Source organism: Streptomyces gottesmaniae (assembly GCF_031845845.1).
GTDB classification, from domain to species: Bacteria; Actinomycetota; Actinomycetes; order Streptomycetales; family Streptomycetaceae; genus Streptomyces; species Streptomyces akebiae.
Genome location: NZ_JAVRFJ010000040.1, coordinates 83,199 through 103,736 on the forward strand (window position 1 = coordinate 83,199; position 20,538 = coordinate 103,736).

A 20,538-nucleotide genomic window follows, 5' to 3' on the forward strand; every position below is an offset into this window, starting at 1 on the left:
CAGCACGATGAAGACCGACGCCCGGACCACCCCAGGCATCTACTGCACCTGCCGGCCGGGCGCGACGATATGGCTGACCGGTCTGCCCAGCGCCGGCAAGACGACGATCGCCCGCGAACTGGCGCTTCTGCTGCGCTCCCGGAGCCGCCGCGTGGAAGTGCTGGACGGCGATGAGATCCGCCGCTTCCTCTCCGCCGGCCTGGGCTTCTCCCGCGCGGACCGCAACACCAACGTGCAGCGCATCGGCCTGGTCGCCGAGGTCCTCGCCCGCAACGGGGTGCTGGCAGTGGTGCCGGTGATCGCGCCGTACGCGGACAGCCGCGCCGCCGTCCGGGAGCGTCACCGGGCGAGCGGGACGCCGTACGTCGAGGTGCATGTGGCGACGCCGGTCGAGGTGTGTTCCGTGCGCGATGTGAAGGGGCTGTACGCCAGGCAGGCCGCGGGGCAGATCTCCGGGCTCACCGGTGTCGACGACCCCTACGAGGAACCGGAGTCGCCCGATCTCCGGATCGACTCGCAGCACCAGTCCGTGCGGGAGTCCGCGACGGCGCTGTACGCGCTGCTCACCGAGAGGGGTCTGGCATGACGACCGTCACCCGTGTCTCCGGGAAGACCGACAGTCCGTACACCCTGTCGCACCTGGACGCGTTGGAGTCCGAGGCGGTGCACATCTTCCGCGAGGTGGCGGGCGAGTTCGAACGGCCGGTGATCCTCTTCTCCGGCGGCAAGGACTCCATCGTCATGCTGCACCTGGCACTGAAGGCCTTCGCCCCCGCGGCGGTCCCCTTCTCCCTGCTGCACGTCGACACCGGACACAACTTCCCCGAGGTGCTGGCGTATCGCGATCGCACCGTGGCCGCGCACGGGCTGCGGCTGCACGTGGCCTCCGTCCAGGACTACATCGACCGCGGCGTCCTGCGCGAACGCCCCGACGGCACCCGCAACCCCCTGCAGACCGTGCCGCTGACCGAGAAGATCCAGGCGGAGAAGTTCGACGCCGTCTTCGGCGGAGGCCGCCGCGACGAGGAGAAGGCGCGCGCCAAGGAGCGGGTGTTCTCGCTGCGGGACGAGTTCTCCCAGTGGGACCCGCGCCGCCAGCGCCCCGAGCTGTGGAACCTCTACAACGGCCGCCACACACCGGGCGAGCACGTCCGCGTCTTCCCGCTCTCCAACTGGACCGAGCTGGACGTCTGGCAGTACATCGCCCGCGAGGGCATCGAACTGCCGGAGATCTACTTCGCCCACGAGCGCGAGGTGTTCCGGCGGGCCGGGATGTGGCTGACGGCCGGTGAGTGGGGCGGCCCGAAGGAGGGGGAGACCGTCGAGAAGCGCCAGGTGCGGTACCGGACGGTCGGCGACATGTCCTGCACGGGCGCGGTCGACTCGGACGCGACCACGCTGGACGCCGTGATCACCGAGATCGCCGCCTCCCGGCTCACCGAGCGGGGTGCCACGCGCGCGGACGACAAACTGTCCGAGGCCGCGATGGAAGACCGCAAACGGGAGGGGTACTTCTAGCCATGAGCACCACCACCATCGACACGCTGCGGTTCGCCACGGCCGGGTCGGTCGACGACGGCAAGTCCACCCTGGTGGGCCGCCTGCTGCACGACTCCAAGTCGATCCTCACCGACCAACTGGCTGCCGTCACACAGGCATCCGCCACCGCCACCCCGGATCTCGCCCTGCTGACCGACGGCCTGCGGGCCGAGCGCGAACAGGGCATCACCATCGACGTCGCCTACCGCTACTTCGCCACGCCCCACCGCCGCTTCATCCTCGCCGACACCCCCGGCCACGTGCAGTACACCCGCAACATGGTCACCGGCGCCTCCACCGCCGACCTCGCCGTGGTCCTCGTCGACGCCCGCAACGGCGTCGTCGAGCAGACCCGCCGCCACGCCGCCGTCACCGCGCTGCTGCGGGTCCCGCACATCGTGCTCGCCGTCAACAAGATGGACCTCGTCGACCACCAGGAGTCCGTCTTCGCCGCGATCGCCGAGGAGTTCACGGCCTACGCCCGCGCTCTCGGCGCCGACGAGGTCACCACCATCCCGATCTCCGCGCTGGCGGGCGACAACGTGGTGGAGCCGTCCGCGAACATGGACTGGTACGGCGGCCCCACCCTCCTCGAACACCTCGCCTCGGTCCCCGTGGAGCGGGACACGGCACGCGAACCCGCCCGTCTTCCGGTGCAGTACGTGATCCGTCCGCGGACCGACGAACACCCCGACTACCGCGGCTACGCGGGCCAGATCGCCCGCGGCACGCTGCGCGTCGGCGACCGCGTGACCGTCCTGCCCGCCGGCCGTACCTCGACCGTGAGGGCCATCGACGAACTGGGCGGGCCGGCCGAGGTCGCCTGGGCACCCCAGTCGGTGACCGTTCTGCTGGAGGACGACATCGACATCGCGCGCGGTGACCTGATCGTGGCGAGCGAGCAGGCGCCCGCCCTCACCCGGAGCGTCGAGGCGACCGTCTGTCACGTCGCCGACCAGCCACTCACCGTCGGTCGGCGCGTCCTGCTCAAGCACACCACCCGCACGGTCAGGGCGATCGTCGAGGAGATCCCGTCGCGGCTCACCCTCGACACTCTCGCGCAGCACCCCGCCCCCGGCAGTCTGGTCGCCAACGACATCGGGCGCGTCAGGATCCGCACCGCCGAACCGGTCGCTCTCGACTCCTACGCCGACTCCCGCCGCACCGGCTCCTTCCTCCTCATCGACCCGTCCGACGGCACGACGTTCGCGGCCGGCATGGCGGACCCGCGCTGACTGGACCGACCGGTAGTGCTGTGCACCCGTCAGACGTCGAAGCGACGGCGGGCTGCCTCGATGTGACCGAGGTACTGGTGGGTCCAGTCGCACATGCCATCGACCGTGGCGCGCAGAGCTCGGCCCGGCTCGGTGAGGGTGTACTCCACCCGCGGCGGCACGGTGGGGTGCACCCTCCGCTCGACCAGTCCGTAGCGCTCCAGCATGCGCAGGTTCTGGGTCAGCATCTTGTGGCTGATGCCCTCGACCTCGTTGCGCAACTCACTGAAGCGCAGGGTGCGTTCTCCGAGCCCCTCGATGATCAGGAGCGCCCACTTGTTGGCGACGTCCGAGAAGATCTCTCGCGCCAGCGAGTCCGCGCGCCTCAGGTCCGCGTCTTCGGGCGAGCCCGTGTACTGCTTGGCCACCATCAGGTTCCCCAGTCACTGAAAAGTGCGTTCTTCCAGGTCAATGCCACTCCCTTAAAGTTTCATAGTAACCACGAGAGAGCGCGTGGGTCCTGGTTCCGCGGAAGCGAACCGACGCCGACCCCCGCGAGCGGAAATCGAGGTGCCGGTACCGGAGGCGCGTCCCTACCCTCGTCCCCATGCGCCACGAATCCGCCCTGCTGAACGTCATCGATGTGGAAGCCACTTGCTGGGACGGACAACCACCGCCCGGCTCCGTGAACGAGATCATCGAGATCGGTCTCACCGTCGTGGACGTGTCGAGGCGGCGCCGTCTGTCCCGGCACCGTGTCCTGGTCCGCCCCGCGAGGTCGGCGGTGAGCGACTTCTGCACGGAACTGACCGGCCTGACCCAGGCAGAGGTGGAACGGGGCGTCACCTTCGCCGAGGCATGCCGGATCCTCGTCGAGGAGTACGGGGCGGGGGAGCGCCCCTGGGCGAGCTGGGGCGAGTACGACCGCCGGCAGTTCGCTCGCCAGAGCCAGGCCGACAGGGTGGCCTACCCGTTCGGCTATCCGACGGAACGCACCCACACCAATGCCAAGGCCGTGTTCACCGCGGCGTACGGGCTGCGCAGGAAACCCGGCATGAGCCACGCCCTACGCATCGCCGGACTGCCGCTCGAAGGACGCCATCACCGCGGTGAGGACGACGCGTGGAACATCGCGGCACTCGTCCTCGAACTGTCGGCCCGCGGGGCATGGCCCTCACCGCCACAGGTGTCCAGACCGAGCGACCATCGTGAGCCGTAGCGGGCGCACGCGACCACCCCGTACCCCGCAGCCCGAGACGGCGGTACTTGTAGAGGCGCCCGAGACCCCACCGACGATCGGCGCCCGGAACGACAACCGGAACGGACACCATGGACACGGCCCTCACCGAAGGCCATTCACCCTCCTGCCGGGACCTGGTCGGTCTCCTCGCCCAGACCGACCGGCGCGCCGCCTACGCGGCCCTCGCCCTCGGCGCGACCTCCGTGGCGGAGGTCGCCGAACTGACCAAGCTCCGCCCACCGGCCGCCGCCGCGGCGCTGCGGAAGCTGACGGACGGCCGGATCGCCGCCTACGACAGCGAGAAGCGCACGTACACGCTGCTCGACGACACTTTCCGGCTCGCGGTCCAGGCCGAGGTCAACGTCTCCGGTCGCGGCAGCGGAGACGGGGCGGGCTCCTACTTCCGCCGAGGTCGGCTCACGTCCATTCCGGGCAAGGCGGAGGTACGCAGCCGGGTTCTGGCCGTGGTGCAGGACTCCTTCGAGCCGGGCGTGACGTACTCCGAGGCCAAGGTCAACGCGATCTGCGGCGAATGGTTCGACGACTGGGTGAGCCTGCGCCGTGCCCTGGTGGACGAGGGTCTGTTGCGCAGAAACGAGTCGGGCACTGCCTATCGACGAGTCTGACGGTCGAGGGCGGGTCCGCGTCGCGGTGACGGCGCCCGTCGGCGGCTCCCCCTACACCGGCGGCCTCGCTCCGACGGATCGTGGTCACCGGCCGCGCGGACAGACGCCTCGCCCGTGAAGTGGCGGGCTCCGGCTTCAGCGTTCCGAGTCCAGGGCGCTGAGTAGCGGAGGCCCCGGGGAGGTAATTCGCGGCTCAGTGCCAGGGACCGGAGCCGAGCTGTGACCCGTCGGTCACGGCTCTGGACGGCCGGAGGGGCATCCGTGTCCCGCCATCGGTCCGGAGTCCCCGATGGCCGTGCCGCCGTGGGCGGTGATCAGCCCCTCGGCCACGGCCGGCCAGATGCCGCCGCCGTCTCCGGGACGAGCGCGGGCCCCGTGCCACAGACGGGCGAAGGCGTACGGCAGTTCGTCGGCAGGAGCGCCGGGGCCGGTGTCGGGCCCCTCGGCCAGCGCTTCGGAACGCGCGGCGGAGGTGTGACGGGTGACGGCGTCGCCCGGGGCGGCAGTGGCGGGTGGCGTTGCTCAGCGCGTCGCCGAGGGCCTGGTGCCGCCGGTCGGCGTCGGTGCGGACCGGCAGGGGAGCGAGGCCGGGGACGGTGCGTACGCTCAACCCGGCGGCGCGGAGCTCGGCCCGGCGCTCGGCGACGGCGGCGCCGGTCAGAGTGGTCGCCTCCACCTCGACCACGTGCAGCCCCGCCGGCGACGAGGCCGGGGGGCTGCGCGGTTCATGGGCGACGTCGGCGGCGAGCCGGTGGTGAGCGCCACCGGCCTGGCTCTGAACCCCGACCCCGCGCCCGTCGCCGTACGGGTGCCGGCGTTGCCGTGTGACCCGCGTGGGCTCGGCCTCGTGCCGAGCCCACGACGCCGGCTCCGTACCGGGGCCGGGCTCGTGTCACGCTGTCAGCGCTGCAATGTCAGCAGCCCCGGGCGGTAGGGCAGGAGACCGTAGTCGCCGCCGGAGTTGGGGCTGCGTCCCTGGTAGAGCAACTGCAGATTGCAGGGATCGACGGTCATGGTCTGGTCGGCGCTGGTGCGGATCAGCTCGCCGTGGCTGATGTCGTTGGTCCAGGTGGCGCCACTGTTGGCCTTGCCCGCGAAGGGATTGCTCTCGGTCGCGGCCTGGGGGGTCCATGAGCCGTTCAGACTGGTGGCCGTGAACGAGCGGAAGTAGCGGCCCTGCGAACCGATCGCCTCGACGATCATGAGGTAGCGGTTCTGGCCCTGGAGCTTGTAGACCTGCGGGGCTTCGAACAGGTTGTTCGTCGTATCGCTCATGACCACGGTCGAGGTCGTGCCGAAGCTGCCCGGGAAGTTCCCGATCGGCATGCTGGCCCGGTAGATCTTGCCGTTGTCACCGGCGAAGAACAGGTACATGTTCGTCCCGTCACCGATGAGCGTCTGGTCGATGGGCCCTGTTCCGGAGTCGGAGATGCTTCCGGAGAAGAGCACCTGCTGGGATGACCAGCCATTCGGGTTGGTGGGGTCGCTCGACGTCCGGTAGGAGAAGGCCGTCCCGCCCCACTGGTAGGCGAGCACCCAGATGTTCTTCGGCGCGAAGTGGAAGAGCGTGGGCGCGACGGTCGAGGCGGACATCGTGTTCTGGCTGGCCGAGGCCATCTCCGACCAATTGGTGAACAGGCCGAAGTTCATCGAACCCCAACTGGTCCCCGTGTCGTGCGTCGTCGCATAGACGAGTTGCCTGCCGTTGTAGGGAGCGACGGTGAAGTCCTTGAGCGAGACCCACCCCGGCTTGGGCTGCGCCAGCGCGCCCGTAGATGTCCAGCGGTAGGTCGACGGAAGATCGCACGTGCCGGGGGTGTCGCCGCCGACCCTGACGAGCTGCCACTGCTGGTTGGTGCCGCCCCAGTCGTCGTACTGGACGACGTTCGCGTTGTCGGCGGTGGAGGCGCCTTGCACCTCGAGGGCCTTGTTGCTGTGGCGCGAGACGAGTCTGACGTAGCCGTCCGAGCTGTCGGCCAGCCGCCACTGCTGGTTGGTGGCGTTCAGGTCGGCCCACTGGACGATCGAGCCGCCGTTCGCGGTGGACCAGTTGTGGACATCCAGGACCTTGCCCGAGTGCCGGGACTTGATGCGGTAGTAGCCGCCCCCGGAGTCGACGAACTGCCACTGCTGCTGGGCCTGATTGTTCCTGGTCCACTGGGTGATCCGGGCGCCGTCGTTCGTCGCCAGGTTGTAGACGTCCAGGGCCTTGCCGCTGTTGCGGTTGACCAGCACGTACGAGGCGTTGGGGTCGACGGTCGCCGCGGCGGCGGGCTGCGCGCCGAGGAAGGTGGCCACGAGCAGCAAGGGCGCGAGAACAGCGAGTAAGCGTCTCAGGCGAACGGGGGGCGAGTGGCGAAACCCCATCTGAGGGCCTCCTTAAGGGGGGAGAGATGACCCTGATGCACCACGTAGCGGACGGGCCGGGGGCGCTGGGCCAAGCTCGAAACTTTCGAAGAAATCCCGGATGCTTCGACGCCACAAGCTAGGAATGCGGAGTCCTTCGGTCAAGGCCTGGCGCCGAACTGTCTACAAACAGCGCTTCCCTCTTGGGCTTGCCAAGCTGCCGCGCCGGCCGGAGTCGCTTCGACTTTTCCGGGCCGACTCGCCAGCCGAAGCGTCCCCGTGCAGGAGGGAAGCCGAGCGAGCGGTGTCCGTGCGATCGCCCCGGTCCGGCCCTCAACCCCCGTCGATGGCGGCACCGGGGCAGGACATCCGGCTCGCCGGGTTTCAGAATGTTTCGGACCAGAAACCGAAACTTCTTCTGCGGAGAGTATTGACGATGCATCGTCAACGCCTCAATCATCCCTGTCTGAGTAACCGGCCTTGGTTCGAGATGTCGAACCTGTGTATGGGTCCTGCGAGATCTGTCCTGCACGGCAGGTCCATGCGCAGCCGACAGGGCTGATCCGCGCACCAGAGCACCCGCGCCACCCCCCTTTCGTTCCGGGAGGTTCGCACCAGCGCATCCTGGCTCTTCGCGCAGTCGGAGAGGGATGCGGCGCCGTGCGGCGATCCCCGGTCGAGCCGCGATGGAGTTCCGCCATGTCTGTGCCGAAGCGCCGCCGCCCGCCGTACGTCCCCCGACGGCCGGCCGAGTGCCGTCCGGGCCGGTTGAGATCGTCCCGCTCCCGTGACCGCGGCACCCGGTGATCGCGTGCTGCCCGGATTCCGACCCGCCCCGTCCGTCCGCCGAACGGGAGCGGACCACGTCTTCCTCTGCGCTCTTGTCCTTGCGTGATGTCCATCTTGGAGGCACAGTCATGGGCTCGTATGCCTTGGCCAGACCCGTTCACCGCCGGAAGATCCGCAGCCTGCTGTTGGCGCTGGTCGTCGGCGTCCTCGGTGCGGCCGCCGCACTGGTCGGGCCGCCGACCGCGCACGCCGCCGAGTACACGCTCGGCGCCGCGGCGGCGCAGAGCGGCCGCTACTTCGGCACCGCCATCGCCTCGGGCAGGCTGGGCGACTCCGCGTACACGACGATCGCGGGCCGTGAGTTCAACTCGGTGACGGCCGAGAACGAGATGAAGATAGACGCCACCCAGCCACAGAGGGGCCGGTTCGACTTCACCGCCGGTGACCGCGTCTACAACTGGGCGGTGCAGAACGGCAAGCAGGTGCGCGGTCACACCCTGGCCTGGCACTCCCAACAGCCCGGGTGGATGCAGAGCCTCAGCGGCGGCACACTGCGCCAGGCGATGATCGACCACATCAACGGCGTGATGGGCCACTACAAAGGCAAGATCGTCCAGTGGGACGTCGTGAACGAGGCCTTCGCCGACGGCAGTTCGGGAGCCCGACGCGACTCCAACCTGCAACGCACCGGCAACGACTGGATCGAGGTCGCCTTCCGCACGGCGCGCGCCGCGGACCCGGCCGCCAAGCTCTGCTACAACGACTACAACGTCGAGAACTGGACCTGGGCCAAGACCCAGGCCATGTACGCCATGGTCCGGGACTTCAAGCAGCGCGGCGTGCCGATCGACTGTGTCGGGTTCCAGTCGCACTTCAACAGCGGCAGCCCCTACAACAGCAACTTCCGTACCACCCTGCAGAACTTCGCCGCCCTCGGCGTCGACGTGGCCATCACCGAGCTCGACATCCAGGGCGCATCGGCCACGACCTACGCCAACGTGATCAACGACTGTCTGGCCGTCCCGCGCTGCCTCGGCATCACTGTCTGGGGGGTGCGCGACACCGACTCCTGGCGACCGGAGCACACGCCGCTGCTGTTCAACGGCGACGGCAGCAAGAAGCCCGCCTACACCGCCGTCCTCAACGCACTCAACGGTGGCTCCCCCACGCCCCCGTCCGATGCCGGACCGGTCAAGGGCGTCGCTTCGGGCCGCTGTCTGGACGTGCCCGGCTCCACCACCACCGACGGCACCCAGCTCGACCTGTGGGACTGCCACAGCGGCACCAACCAGCAGTGGACGTACACCGCTGCCGGTGAGCTCAGGGTCTACGGCAACAAGTGCCTGGACGCCGCCGGCACCGGCAACGGCGCCAAGGTCCAGATCTACGGCTGCTGGGGCGGCGACAACCAGAAGTGGCGCCTCAACTCCGACGGATCCATCGTCGGCGTCCAATCCGGCCTCTGTCTCGACGCCGTCGGAGCCGGCACCGCCAACGGCACCCTGATCCAGCTCTACTCCTGCTCGAACGGCGGCAACCAACGCTGGACCCGCACCTGATGGGACCTGCCTCGAACGAGAGGGTGAATCGATGAAGACCTACGGTGCGGCTTCCCCCGCCCCTCCACGCGGACACCGCTGGTGGTCCCGAGTCGCCGCCGTGGTGGCCGCGACCCTCGCGATCGGCATGCTCGGCGCGGTGAATCCGGCGCCCGCCGAGGCGGCGACGGTGGACCCCAACGCCTGGTACGTCCTGGTCAACCGCAACAGCGGCAAGGCGCTGGACATCTCCGGCGCGTCCACCGCCGACGGCGCTCGGGTCAACCAGTGGACGCGCGACGACGGAGCCGACCAGCAGTGGCAGTTCGTGGACTCCGGCGACGGCTTCTACCGCCTCAAGGCGCGGCATTCGAACAAGGTCCTCGACGTTGCCGGTGCCTCGACCGCGGACGGTGCCGCGATCCAGCAGTGGGCCGACCACAACGGGGCCAACCAGCAGTTCCGTCTGGCCGACTCCGACGGGGGTCACGTCCGGCTGATCAACCGCTCCAGCAGCAAGGCGGTGGAGGTACAGGGCGCCTCCACCGCCGACGGCGGCAATGTCGTCCAGTACACCGACTGGGGCGGCGCCAACCAGCAATGGCAGATGGTCAAGCTGTCGTCCGGTGGCGGCGGCGGATGTGGCAGCGCCCCGACCCTGGCGAGCGGTACGCACACGATTCAGAGCGGCGGCAAGAGCCGCAGCTTCATCCTCAGGGTTCCCGCCAACTACGACAACAGCCGCCCCTACCGGTTGATCTTCGCGTTCCACTGGCGGGGCGGAACCGCCGGCGACGTCGCCTCGGGCGGCACGAGCGGGAACGCCTGGTCCTATTACGGCCAACAGGAACAGTCCAACAACAGCGCGATCCTCGTCGCCCCCCAAGGCCTCGGTAACGGCTGGGCCAATTCGGGCGGTGAGGACGTCACCTTCGTCGACGACATGATCCGGCGCATCGAGGCCGGCCTCTGTGTCAACCCGGCCCAGCGTTTCGCCACGGGATTCAGCTGGGGCGGCGGTATGAGCTACGCACTCGCTTGCAGCCGGGCGAACGTCTTCAGGGCCGTCGCGGTCATCTCCGGCGCTCAGATCAGCGGATGCAGCGGTGGCACCCAGCCCATCGCCTACTTCGGGATCCACGGCATCAGCGACTCCGTCCTCAACATCGGGCAGGGACGGTCACTGCGCGACAAATTCGTCAGCAACAACGGCTGCACGCCCCAGAGCCCGCGCGAGCCCGGCCCCGGCAGCCGGACGCACATCACCACCACCTATTCGGGCTGCCGTGCCGGATACCCGGTCCAGTGGGCCGCGTTCGACGGAGGCCACATCCCCGGTCCGGTCGACGGCTCCTCCGGTGAAAGCGGCGTCACCACCTGGACCAAGGGAGAGATCTGGAGGTTCTTCGCGCAGTTCCAGTGACACACCGGCACCACGGAGTGGAGCCAGGACGATCCTGGCTCCACTCCGACGATGGCCGTCACGGCGGGTCGGGGACCGCTGGGCGGTGGGATCGTCCCTGCGTCGGACGAACACCCGGAACTCCCCTGTGACCCGCTCGGCGGCGTCGGCCGAGCCGGTGAGCCCCGTGAACCGAGGGCAGACGCGCAGGAAGTCCCGTAGGACCCGCGGAGTGTCCCGATCGGGGTCGACCGTGATGTAGAGAGGGGCACAGCTCATCGGCCTCCTCCCCCTGCAACTGTGTGGCATCGCACGGGGACAGGGGTGCAGGTTCTTCGCCGCCCGGGCGGCTTTCCGTACAGAGGTGCGAGTGGTGTTTCCGTGGCTCTGGCCGATCGGCTGGCCGGCCTTCGCTCCGCCCCTGGTCGTCACCTCGCTGCGAGGCTGGGTGCCCAAGTGAGTCCGCCGCCGGACGAGCCCCGCGGGGGAGCGGCCTGGACAGCGAGGACGCCGGCTTTCTCGCTTCCGTGGTGCAGGCGGAGTCCTGGTGCAGGGACGTCTGTCCGAGCAGTCGACCCGCCGCAGGAAGGCACTCTCCGGTGCGGCATACTCTCCCGATGAGTTCACGCACTTCCCCGATCAGCCGGCCGATCACGATACGGAGGGCCGTCGCGCGGGATGCCAAACGGCTCACGCGGCTCGTGCGTGGCTCAGGCGCCTACGCGGGTAAGTACGCGGCCGCAGTGGCGGGCTACAGGGTTGGCCCTGATTACATCGAGGCCCACCGCGCCTTTGTGGCCGTCGGCGCCGACGAGCATGGAGGCCGGATCCTCGGGTTCTACTCGCTCGTCCTCGCGCCACCGGAGCTCGACCTGCTGTTCGTCGCCGACGAAGCGCAAGGACGGGGTATCGGACGGCTGCTCGTGGCGCACATGCAGTCGGAGGCCCGTGCCACCGGGCTCGACCGTGTCAAGGTCGTGTCGCACCTTCCCGCCGAGGACTTCTACCACCGTGTCGGTGCGGTGCGGACCGGGACCGCGTTGGCGAACCCGCCCGCCGTGCCGTGGGACCGTCCCGAATTCGAGTTTCGCATCCCTTCGGAATGACAACGGTGCCGGTCGGCGGGGCGCCGGCTTCGTCTGCATGGTGGCCGGCAAAAGAGCGTAGGGCGGAAGTTTCAGCGGCGGCCGAGCAACCCGGGGCGGAGGCGGCTCGATGTGGTTCGCTTCAGCCGACACGAACTGCGCACTGCCCACCGGCCCTGAACCCCTGATCGCTCCGTGGAGGCGAGGTTTCTCGGAGCCGTCAGTGGACTCGCAGCATGTCGAGAGCCGTGAGGGCCACGTGCAGTTCGGTGCGCTGTGCCCCGGATTCGAGGTCACAGCCGAGGAGGCGTTCGATGGTGCGCAGGCGTTGGTAGAACGTCTCGCGCGACAGACCGCCGCGGCGGGCGGCGCTGGTTTTGTTGCCGGCCGCGTCGAGGTAGTGGCGGAGGGTCGTCAGCAGGTCGGTGCCGTGTCGGGCGTCGTGATCGAGGAGCCGGCCGAGTCGTCGTTCGGCGTACTCCTGGATCCGGGTGTCCTCGCGGAGCGCGTACAGCAGGCGGCGCAGGTCGACATCGCGGAGTTCGTGGAAGGAGCGGCCCGGGGGGAGAGGCTGGTCGGGTGGGGTGGCCTCGGCCACGCGGCTCGCCTGGTGGAAGGAACGGGGAGTGTCGGTGAGGTGGTCGACCTCCAAGCCGACGCTCACGACGGCCCGCGGGGAGAGGTCGCGCGCCACGAGGCTCAGCCGTTCGACCACGGGTTGCCAGGGGTGTGAGGGGCTCAGGGCGAGCAGTACTCCCAGGCGGCCGGGGTTCAGTTCGCCGATGAGTGCCGGGATTCCCGTGGCGCGCAGGACTTGGGAGAGATGGGCCTCGGGACGCGCTGTGGTGTCTGTCGCGGGGAGGTCCACCACGACCGTGAGGAAGCGGCTGTTCTCGGTGGGCAGGCCCAGTGCGGCCAGCCGGGCGCAGGCGTCCGCTGCGGAGCGGTGGCGCTGCTCGACGAGATCGCGCAGGGCGTTGCGGTGAGCGGTGCTTTCCCAGGGGGTCGGGTGGGTGAGGCGCGCGACGGTCAGGGCCATCGCCGTCCTTTCCAGGACGGTGAGGTGCTCCGGTCCGAAGGCCGGTTCGGTGGTGGGGACGGGCAGCATGGTCACGCGGCCCCAACGTTCACCTTGATACTCGACCGATGCGGTGAGCCAGCCTTCCGGCCCGCATCGGTTCGTGCGGTCGCCGGGCGGGGTCGCTCTGGAGCGCTGCTCCCAGTCGGTGAGCGCTTCCTCCAGGGTGGCGCCGGAGGGTTCGCAGATCAGTGCCTGGTGGACCAGATTTTCCAGGACTACCGTGCGGCCGCTCATCTCGGCTGCCGCGCGCATGACGTCCTCCGGTCCGGCGCCGCGCAGCGTCAGCGTGGTGAACGCCTCGTGTATGCGCTGGGTACGGCGCATCGCCTCGGCCTGGTGGCCGAGGATGAGGCCGTGGACGACCTGGGTGACCTCGAGGAAGTTGACGTCCTTGGCGAGGGTGATCAGGGGCAGCCCGCGGGTGCGGCAGGCGTGGACGAGTGCGTCGGGCGGGCGGTGGTAGCGCCGTACGAGTTCGATGACCAGGGCGGCCGCCCCGATGCGGGCGAGTTCGTCGACGTAGCGTTGGATGCCCGCGGACTCCTCGGGCAGGGGCATGCCGGTGGTCAGGACGAGTTCGCCGCCCTTGAGGAAGGACGCGGGATCCGTCAGCTCGGTGATGTGGACCCAGCGGACCGGTCGGTCGAGCGAGGTCACGCCGGTCACGACCTGGGGCCGGCCGGCGGCCAGGACGGGCAGAGCAAGGACGTCGGCGACGCTGAGGGCGCGGGCGGGCGGGGTGCGGTCCGGGCCGCCCGTGTCCGGCGGTAGTGCCGTCGAACGGCTGTCGTTCACGGTGTCTCCATGGGGGTGCCCCGCCCGAGCGAAGCCGGGAGGGGGAGTGCCCGGTCACTGTGACAAGCCTCGCTGACCCGCGCAAGGGCGGTCCTGGCTCGGTGGGTGAGGCAGCGAGCGCCGCATGTCCGGCCCGTGCTTGACAGAACGTCCGAACAGCGGGCCCGTACCGGACAGATCGCGCGTTGGCTCGCCGCCGGGCGGCGGAGATGCTCGGGATACCGCAGCAGACCGAACACCGAGGCCGGGAGACGAACATGACCGCACTGTCGCCGCACCTTCGCCAGGCCACGCCAGTGGTGGCGGTCCGGGGCGAGGGCGTCCATCTCCACGGTGAGGACGGCCGCCGCTACCTCGACTTCACCGCCGGTATCGGCGTCACCAGCACCGGCCACTGCCACCCCAGGGTCGTGGCGGCGGCGCAGGAGCAGATCGGCACGCTGATCCACGGCCAGTACACGACGGTCATGCACCAGCCCCTGCGTCGCCTCGTCGACAAGCTCGGCGAGGTGCTGCCGGCCGGCCTGGACAGCCTGTTCTTCACCAACTCCGGCAGCGAGGCCGTCGAAGCCGGGCTGCGCCTCGCCCGCCAGGCCACCGGCCGGCCGAACGTCATCGTCTGCCACGGCGGCTTCCACGGTCGTACGGTGGCCGCCGCCTCCATGACCACCTCCGGCACCCGCTTCCGGTCCGGCTTCTCCCCGCTGATGAGCGGTGTGGTCGTCACGCCGTTCCCGTCGGCCTACCGCTACGGCTGGGACGAGGAGACGGCCACCCGCTTCGCCCTGCGGGAGCTCGACTACACCCTCCAGACGATCTCCTCGCCCGCCGACACGGCCGCCGTCATCGTCGAGCCGGTGCTCGGCGAGGGCGGCTATGTGCCCGCCACCCGCGCCTTCATGGAGGGTCTGCGGGAGCGCGCGGACCGCCACGGTTTCCTCCTCATCCTGGACGAGGTGCAGACCGGCGTCGGCCGCACCGGCCGCTTCTGGGGCCACGACCACTTCGGCGTCACCCCGGACATCCTCGTCACGGCCAAGGGCCTGGCCAGCGGCTTCCCGCTGTCCGGCATCGCCGCCTCCGAGGAACTGATGGCCAAGGCGTGGCCGGGCTCGCAGGGCGGCACGTACGGTGCCAACGCCGTGGCCTGCGCGGCGGCCGTCGCCACCCTCGACGTCGTACGCGACGAGAGGCTCGTCGAGAACGCCGAGGCCATGGGCAAGAGGCTGCGGCACGGCCTGGAGGCGGTGGCCGACCGGACGCCGGGCATCGGCGACGTGCGCGGCCTCGGGCTGATGCTGGCCACCGAGTTCGTCACCGAGGACGGCAGCCCCGACCCCGAGACCGCCGCCCGCGTGCAGCGCGCCGCCATCGACGAGGGCCTGCTCCTGCTGCTGTGCGGCGCATGGAACCAGGTCGTACGCATGATCCCGGCGCTCGTCATCGACGAGACGGCCGTGGACGAGGGCCTCCAGGCGTGGGCGACCGCGGTGGAAGCCGGTACCTCAGGAGCATCGCCGCGATGAGCGACAGCGTGGCGCGGTTGACCGACCGCCTCACCGAGACGGCTCCCGGCCTGCGGGTGGAGTCCGGCCAGAGCGCCCTCGGCCAGTACGCCTACGACGCCTCCAACTACCGTGTCCCCCCGCAGGCTGTGGCCTTCCCCCGCAGCGCCGACGACGTGGTCGCGGTGTTGCGGGCCTGCAAGGAGACGGGCGTCCCCGTCACCGCGCGCGGCGGCGGGACCAGCATGGCCGGCAACGCGGTCGGGCCGGGCGTCGTCCTGGACTTCTCCCGGTACATGAACCGGATCCTGGACATCGACCCGGCGAGCGGGACCGCGCGTGTCGAGGCCGGAGTCGTCCTCGACGCGCTGCAGAGCGCGACCGCCCTGCACGGGCTCTCCTTCGGCCCCGACCCGTCCTCGCACAGTCGCTGCACGCTCGGCGGCATGATCGGCAACGACGCGTGCGGCAACCGGTCCGTGCGGCACGGGCGTACCAGCTCGCACATCGAGGCGCTGGAGATCGTGACGGCCGACGGCGTGCGCGCCGTCGCCGACCGCACCGGACTGCACGCGGTGGATCCGCGGGACGCCGGACCCGTCGCCCGTCTCGAGGCGGACGTACGCCGTCTGATCGCGGACAACCTGGCGCCGATCCGTACCGAGCTGGGCCGCATTCCCCGTCAGGTCTCCGGCTATCAGCTGCACCACCTGCTGCCCGAGCACGGCTTCGACATGGCCCGCGCCCTGGTCGGCACCGAGGGCTCCTGTGCGGTCGTCACCGCCGCGACGGTCCGCTTGGTGGCGACCGCACAGGCTTCCACGCTTCTCACCCTCGGCTACGACGATGTCGTCGACGCGGCCGAGGACGTGCCGGAGATCCTGCGCTGGAACCCCACCGCCGTGGAGGGCATGGACGAGGCGATCGTCGCCACCATGCGCGCCCGCCGCGGCCCGGACTCCGTGACCGGACTGCCCGAAGGGCGGGCGTGGCTGTACGTCGAACTCGACGGCGACGACGAGGCCACGGTCAACACCCGCGCGGCGCAGCTCCTCGACGTGCTCAAGGCACAGGGCCGGATGACCGGCGGGCGGGTCGTGGAGAGCGTGGCCGAACGGCGCTCCTTGTGGCGCGTCCGCGAAGACGGGGCCGGCCTGGCCGCCCGCCTCGTCGACGGTGGGGAGTCCTGGCCCGGCTGGGAGGACTCGGCGGTCGCGCCCGAGAACCTCGCCGGCTATCTGCGGGACTTCCGCAAGCTGCTCGCCTCCCATGTACTCACCGGCGTGATGTACGGGCACTTCGGCGCGGGGTGCGTCCACGTGCGCATCGACTTCGACCTCGCGACGGACGTGGGCCGCGCTGCCGCCCGCCGCTTCCTGCACGAGGCGGCCGAACTGGTCGTCGCGCACGGCGGGACCCTGTCCGGCGAGCACGGCGACGGGCGGGCGCGCGGTGAGCTGCTGGAGGTCATGTACAGCCACCGCATGATCCGGGCCTTCACCGCTTTCAAGGACGTATTCGACCCCGACAGGCTGCTCAACCCGGGCGTGATCGTGGCCCCGGCCCCGCTCGACGCCGATCTCGCGCTGCACCAGATCCAGCCTTTGGCGACGGAGTTCTCCTTCCCGCATGACGAGGACGGCTTCGCGGGCGCGGTACGCCGCTGCGTCGGCGTGGGCCGCTGCCGCAGCGACGCGGGCGGTGTGATGTGTCCGAGCTACCGGGCCACCGGGGAGGAGACCGACTCCACCCGGGGCCGTGCCCGACTCCTTCAGGAGATGGTGCGGGGCGACATCGTTCAGGACGGCTGGCGCTCGGCGGAGGTACGGGACGCCCTCGATCTGTGCCTGTCCTGCAAGGCGTGCTCCAGTGACTGCCCGGTCGGCGTCGACATGGCCACGTACAAGGCGGAGTTCCTGCACCAGCACTACAAGGGGAGGATCCGGCCTCGCTCCCACTACTCGCTGGGCTGGCTGCCGCTGACCTCGGCCCTGGCCGGATGCGCCGCCCGCCCCCTCAACGCGCTGCTGCGCGGACCGGTCGGCAAGCTGCTCGCCCGGCTGGGAGGGGTGACCACGAAGCGCCGGATCCCGGCCTTCGCCTCCCGGCACGCGCTTCGCCGGGCCCTGCGCGGGGCGAGGACCGGCGAACCGGCGAAGGCGCTGCTCTTCGTCGACAGCTTCACCCGTGCCTTCCGCCCCGAGGTGGCGGGCGCCGCGAGCCGCGTCCTCGCCGACGCGGGAATCCCCTGCACGGCGGAGGACGGCCTGTGCTGCGGCCTGACCTGGGTCAGCACCGGCCAGCTGTCCGTCGCCCGCCGCGTCATGGCTCGTACGGTCGCCCACCTCGACAACGGTGACGAGCGGCCCATCATCGTGGCCGAACCCAGCTGCGCCGCCGCACTCAAACGCGACGTGCCCGAGCTCCTCGGCACGGACGCCGCCCGTCGGGTCGCGGAGCGCGTCCACACCTTCACCGGCGCCCTGACCGACCTGGCCGCCCCCGACTGGACGCCCCCCGAGCTGCCGGCCGATGTCGTCCTGCAGACCCACTGCCACGAGTACGCCACCTTCAAGGGCAGCCGCCCCACCGACCTGCTGCGCCGATGGGGCGTGGTCAAGGTCGACGAGGCCGAGGGCTGCTGTGGACTCGCCGGGAACTTCGGCTTCGAGGCCCAGCACTACGACACCTCGATGGCCGTCGCCGACCTGGCCCTGAAGCCACGCCTCGACGGCATCTCCGCCATCGAAGGAGACACGCCGACCGTCGTCGTCGCGGACGGCTTCAGCTGCGCCACCCAGATCGACCACCTCGCCGGTGACCGGGGCATCCGCGCCCTGCACCTCGCGGAACTCCTCGACCCTGCCGCCGATCGAACCGTTCAACCAGGAGAGACGTCATGACCGACACACCCACGCAGTTGTTCATCGGCGGGGACTGGGCGGACGCCGCGGACGGCGCCACCATGCCCGTCGACGACCCCGCGACCGGTGAGATCATCGCGCACGTCGCCGACGCGGGCGCCAAGGACGCCCAGCGCGCCGAGGAGGCCGCCGTCCAGGCGCAGGAGGAGTGGGCCCGTACGGCGCCCCGGGTGCGCAGCGAGATCCTGCGCCGGGCGTACGAGATCATCGTCGAGCGCACCGACGAGTTGGCCCACCTGATGACGGCCGAGATGGGCAAGCCGCTGGCCGAGGCCAGGGGAGAGGTGGCGTACGCGGCCGAGTTCTTCCGCTGGTTCTCCGAGGAGGCCGTGCGCATCGACGGCGGTCACGGTGTCCTGCCCGACGGCCGCAACCGTATGCTGCTCTCCCGCCGCCCGGTCGGCCCCTGTCTGCTGATCACCCCGTGGAACTTCCCGCTGGCCATGGGCACCCGCAAGATCGGCCCGGCGATCGCCGCCGGCTGCACGATGATCCTCAAGCCGGCCCCGCAGACCCCTCTGTCCAGTCTGGCTCTCGCCGCGATCCTCAAGGAGGCCGGGCTGCCGGACGGCGTGCTCAGCGTCGTCACCACCTCCCGTGCGGGGGAGGTGTGCGAACCGCTCCTGCGCGGCGGGAGGATTCGCAAGCTCTCCTTCACCGGCTCCACGGGCGTCGGACGCCTGCTGCTCGCCCAGAGCGCGGAGGCGGTCGTGCGGACGTCGATGGAGCTGGGCGGCAACGCGCCGTTCGTCGTCTTCGAGGACGCCGATCTGGACAAGGCGGTCGACGGCGCGATGGTCGCCAAGATGCGCAACATGGGCGAGGCCTGCACCGCCGCCAACCGGTTCTTCGTCCACTCCTCCGTGGCGGAGGAGTTCGGGCGTCGCCTGGCCGAGCGCATGGGCGCGCTGGTCGTGGGCCCCGGCACCCGGGACGGCGTCGACGTCGGCCCGCTGATCGACCGGACCGGACGGGCCAAGGTCGAGGAACTGGTGGCCGACGCGGTGGAGCGCGGCGCCCGGGTGCTCGTCGGCGGCCGTACGCCCGAAGGTCCGGGCTGCTTCTACCCGCCGACCGTACTCACGGATGTCGCCTCCGACAGCCGCCTGATGGACACGGAGATCTTCGGCCCGGTCGCGGCGATCCTCACCTTCGACGACGAGGACGAGGTGATCCGCCGGGCCAACGACACCCCCTGGGGCCTCGTCGGCTACGTCTTCACCGAGGGCCTGGACCGCGCCCTGCGGGTCAGCGAGCGTCTGGAGGTCGGCATGGTCGGCGTCAACACCGGCCTCGTCTCCAACCCGGCCGCCCCCTTCGGCGGTGTCAAGCAGTCCGGGCTCGGCCGCGAGGGCGGCCGCGTCGGTCTCGACGAGTTCCTGGAGTACCAGTACCTCGCGGTGCCTGTGCGATGACGGCGGTCCTGCCCTGACATACGCTTCCTCGCGCACCGCGCGGGCCGGGCCGAAGGCGCCCTCAGCGCAGGTGGCGCGCGGTGATCTCCGCCGCCGTCTCGGTGACCAGTCGCCCCAGCTCCGCGAGCCGACCGGGCTCGAAGCGTGAATCAGGCAGGGAGACGGCCACGGCTGCCAGTGGGACGCCGTCACCGTCCAGGACGGGTGCGGCGATGGCGCAGATCCCCTGGAGGTACTGGTTGTGGTTGACGGCGTAGCCGCGCTCCCTGACCCGCTGGAGTTCCGTGCGCAGTTCCTCGGGGTCGGTGATGGTCTCCTCGCCGTACCCCTCGAACGTGCCCGTGGCGAACTCGTCGACCTCGGGACGCGGGAGATGGGCGAGGATCGCGTGCCCGGTGGCCGTGGCGTGCAGGGGTGAGGTGTCGCCGATGGTGTGGAAGGTCCGTACGGGATGGTCGCAGTCGACGCGGTCGACGACGACCATGCTGTGCAGTGCGTCGGGCACCGAGAGGTGGATGGTCTCGTTGACCGTGTCGCGGAGGTGGATCATGGGTTCGCGGGCGGCGGCGAACAGGCTGGAACCCTGCAGGGCTGCGGGCCGTACGGCCAGTACCCGGGCGCCGATCTCCCAGCGGGTGGTGTCCTTGCGGTGGGCCCGCAGCCAGCCCGCCTCGTTGAGGGTGACCAGGGTGCGCTGAACCGTCGACTTCGGCAGTCCGAAGAGTTTCGTCAACTCCCCGACGGTGACCGGCTGGTGCCGGGCGACCGCCTCCAGGATGCGCAGTGACCTGATGACGCTCTTCATCTCCATCCGGGGCCCCCATCAGTCGCGTGGCTTCGTCGCTCACCTCTGACTCCCTCCCCGGAGCCGTGGGCACGATTCATGCCGCATTTTAGCATGGTGTTCCACGATGCGGCATGGGGTGGAATGAGGCCCCGATGGCCTTCCCGGCGATGAGCGCCGGGAGCGCCTCTGCCCCCGTCGCGACGGCTGCCCTGACATGCGGAGAGGGGCGGCTCGCACGCTTGGAAGCCTGCG

15 protein-coding genes and 1 pseudogene are annotated in these 20,538 nt (G+C 70.4%); 11 read left to right on the forward strand and 5 right to left on the reverse strand.

What is annotated here, in order from left to right; translation table 11 throughout:
- Nucleotides 1-7 precede the first annotated feature (7 nt).
- The 3 genes from cysC to RM704_RS35105 are packed head-to-tail and all read left to right on the forward strand — an operon-like array spanning nucleotide 8 to nucleotide 2,774.
- Complete coding sequence (gene cysC, locus RM704_RS35095; protein WP_052146079.1) at nucleotides 8-586, forward strand: adenylyl-sulfate kinase; 579 nt, start codon at nucleotides 8-10, stop codon at nucleotides 584-586.
- Entirely contained in the window at nucleotides 583-1,518 is a 936-nt protein-coding gene (gene cysD, locus RM704_RS35100; RefSeq protein WP_033527834.1) for a sulfate adenylyltransferase subunit CysD, read from the forward strand. The genes cysC and cysD overlap by 4 nt, the downstream gene beginning before the upstream one ends.
- Nucleotides 1,519-1,520: 2 nt before the next feature.
- Nucleotides 1,521-2,774, forward strand: coding sequence for a sulfate adenylyltransferase subunit 1 (locus tag RM704_RS35105; protein WP_052146078.1), 1,254 nt, complete (start codon nucleotides 1,521-1,523; stop codon nucleotides 2,772-2,774).
- 29 nt (nucleotides 2,775-2,803) lie between these two features.
- Here the strand turns inward: RM704_RS35105 and RM704_RS35110 are convergent, their stop codons facing one another.
- The gene (locus RM704_RS35110) at nucleotides 2,804-3,184 is read right to left on the reverse strand and encodes a winged helix-turn-helix transcriptional regulator (protein WP_033527833.1); all 381 of its coding nucleotides are present in this window, start codon (nucleotides 3,182-3,184) and stop codon (nucleotides 2,804-2,806) included.
- 176 nt (nucleotides 3,185-3,360) lie between these two features.
- On the opposite strand from RM704_RS35110, the gene RM704_RS35115 reads away from it, so the two are divergent.
- Together RM704_RS35115 and RM704_RS35120 are read left to right on the forward strand one after the other, a co-directional pair.
- On the forward strand, nucleotides 3,361-3,972 hold the full coding sequence (locus tag RM704_RS35115; protein ID WP_033527832.1) for a 3'-5' exonuclease: 612 nt from the start codon (nucleotides 3,361-3,363) through the stop codon (nucleotides 3,970-3,972).
- A 110-nt stretch (nucleotides 3,973-4,082) separates the two neighbouring features.
- Nucleotides 4,083-4,619: a DUF2087 domain-containing protein gene (locus RM704_RS35120; RefSeq protein ID WP_033527831.1), complete on the forward strand. Its 537-nt coding sequence runs from the start codon at nucleotides 4,083-4,085 to the stop codon at nucleotides 4,617-4,619.
- 900 nt (nucleotides 4,620-5,519) lie between these two features.
- Here the strand turns inward: RM704_RS35120 and RM704_RS35125 are convergent.
- Complete coding sequence (locus RM704_RS35125) at nucleotides 5,520-6,986, reverse strand: non-reducing end alpha-L-arabinofuranosidase family hydrolase (protein ID WP_033527830.1); 1,467 nt, start codon at nucleotides 6,984-6,986, stop codon at nucleotides 5,520-5,522.
- Nucleotides 6,987-7,882: 896 nt separating this feature from the next.
- Between RM704_RS35125 and RM704_RS35130 the strand changes: the two genes are divergently transcribed.
- Both RM704_RS35130 and RM704_RS35135 read left to right on the forward strand, forming a co-directional pair.
- A complete protein-coding gene (locus RM704_RS35130) occupies nucleotides 7,883-9,313 on the forward strand; it encodes an endo-1,4-beta-xylanase (protein WP_033527829.1) in 1,431 nt (476 codons plus the stop codon).
- A 31-nt stretch (nucleotides 9,314-9,344) separates the two neighbouring features.
- Nucleotides 9,345-10,715, forward strand: coding sequence for an RICIN domain-containing protein (locus RM704_RS35135; RefSeq protein WP_052146077.1), 1,371 nt, complete (start codon nucleotides 9,345-9,347; stop codon nucleotides 10,713-10,715).
- Between the two features lie 96 nt (nucleotides 10,716-10,811).
- Here the strand turns inward: RM704_RS35135 and RM704_RS45225 are convergent.
- Nucleotides 10,812-11,003, reverse strand: a pseudogene (locus RM704_RS45225) (SCO family protein); the annotation flags it as partial.
- 308 nt (nucleotides 11,004-11,311) lie between these two features.
- Between RM704_RS45225 and RM704_RS35140 the strand changes: the two are divergent.
- Entirely contained in the window at nucleotides 11,312-11,800 is a 489-nt protein-coding gene (locus RM704_RS35140; protein ID WP_078937158.1) for a GNAT family N-acetyltransferase, read from the forward strand.
- A 199-nt stretch (nucleotides 11,801-11,999) separates the two neighbouring features.
- On the opposite strand, the gene RM704_RS35145 is transcribed toward RM704_RS35140, so the two are convergent.
- Nucleotides 12,000-13,655 (reverse strand): PucR family transcriptional regulator, encoded by a 1,656-nt coding sequence (locus RM704_RS35145; RefSeq protein ID WP_033527828.1) that lies wholly within the window; start codon nucleotides 13,653-13,655, stop codon nucleotides 12,000-12,002.
- 257 nt (nucleotides 13,656-13,912) lie between these two features.
- Here RM704_RS35145 and RM704_RS35150 point away from each other — a divergent pair, with 257 nt between their 5' ends.
- Genes RM704_RS35150 through RM704_RS35160 form a run of 3 tightly spaced genes read left to right on the forward strand, consistent with a single transcriptional unit; the run spans nucleotide 13,913 to nucleotide 19,499 of the window.
- Nucleotides 13,913-15,181 (forward strand): aspartate aminotransferase family protein, encoded by a 1,269-nt coding sequence (locus RM704_RS35150; protein WP_033527937.1) that lies wholly within the window; start codon nucleotides 13,913-13,915, stop codon nucleotides 15,179-15,181.
- Nucleotides 15,178-18,063, forward strand: a complete 2,886-nt coding sequence (locus RM704_RS35155; RefSeq protein ID WP_033527936.1) for an FAD-binding and (Fe-S)-binding domain-containing protein — start codon at nucleotides 15,178-15,180, stop codon at nucleotides 18,061-18,063. The genes RM704_RS35150 and RM704_RS35155 overlap by 4 nt, the downstream gene beginning before the upstream one ends.
- Complete coding sequence (locus RM704_RS35160; protein ID WP_033527827.1) at nucleotides 18,060-19,499, forward strand: NAD-dependent succinate-semialdehyde dehydrogenase; 1,440 nt, start codon at nucleotides 18,060-18,062, stop codon at nucleotides 19,497-19,499. The genes RM704_RS35155 and RM704_RS35160 overlap by 4 nt, the downstream gene beginning before the upstream one ends.
- A gap of 61 nt (nucleotides 19,500-19,560) precedes the next feature.
- Here RM704_RS35160 and RM704_RS35165 read toward each other — a convergent pair whose 3' ends face one another.
- Nucleotides 19,561-20,304 carry an IclR family transcriptional regulator gene (locus RM704_RS35165; RefSeq protein ID WP_033527935.1) on the reverse strand — a complete coding sequence of 248 codons (744 nt, stop codon included), beginning with the start codon at nucleotides 20,302-20,304 and terminating at the stop codon, nucleotides 19,561-19,563.
- Nucleotides 20,305-20,538: the final 234 nt, after the last annotated feature.

Bases quoted from the DNA above. Each gene is read 5' to 3' on its own strand.
- cysC (WP_052146079.1), top strand. From the start codon at position 8: ATGAAGACCGACGCCCGGACCACCCCAGGCATCTACTGCACCTGCCGG.
- cysD (WP_033527834.1), top strand. From the start codon at position 583: ATGACGACCGTCACCCGTGTCTCCGGGAAGACCGACAGTCCGTACACC.
- RM704_RS35105 (WP_052146078.1), top strand. From the start codon at position 1,521: ATGAGCACCACCACCATCGACACGCTGCGGTTCGCCACGGCCGGGTCG.
- RM704_RS35110 (WP_033527833.1), bottom strand. From the start codon at position 3,184: ATGGTGGCCAAGCAGTACACGGGCTCGCCCGAAGACGCGGACCTGAGG.
- RM704_RS35115 (WP_033527832.1), top strand. From the start codon at position 3,361: ATGCGCCACGAATCCGCCCTGCTGAACGTCATCGATGTGGAAGCCACT.
- RM704_RS35120 (WP_033527831.1), top strand. From the start codon at position 4,083: ATGGACACGGCCCTCACCGAAGGCCATTCACCCTCCTGCCGGGACCTG.
- RM704_RS35125 (WP_033527830.1), bottom strand. From the start codon at position 6,986: ATGGGGTTTCGCCACTCGCCCCCCGTTCGCCTGAGACGCTTACTCGCT.
- RM704_RS35130 (WP_033527829.1), top strand. From the start codon at position 7,883: ATGGGCTCGTATGCCTTGGCCAGACCCGTTCACCGCCGGAAGATCCGC.
- RM704_RS35135 (WP_052146077.1), top strand. From the start codon at position 9,345: ATGAAGACCTACGGTGCGGCTTCCCCCGCCCCTCCACGCGGACACCGC.
- RM704_RS35140 (WP_078937158.1), top strand. From the start codon at position 11,312: ATGAGTTCACGCACTTCCCCGATCAGCCGGCCGATCACGATACGGAGG.
- RM704_RS35150 (WP_033527937.1), top strand. From the start codon at position 13,913: ATGACCGCACTGTCGCCGCACCTTCGCCAGGCCACGCCAGTGGTGGCG.
- RM704_RS35155 (WP_033527936.1), top strand. From the start codon at position 15,178: ATGAGCGACAGCGTGGCGCGGTTGACCGACCGCCTCACCGAGACGGCT.
- RM704_RS35160 (WP_033527827.1), top strand. From the start codon at position 18,060: ATGACCGACACACCCACGCAGTTGTTCATCGGCGGGGACTGGGCGGAC.
- RM704_RS35165 (WP_033527935.1), bottom strand. From the start codon at position 20,304: ATGAAGAGCGTCATCAGGTCACTGCGCATCCTGGAGGCGGTCGCCCGG.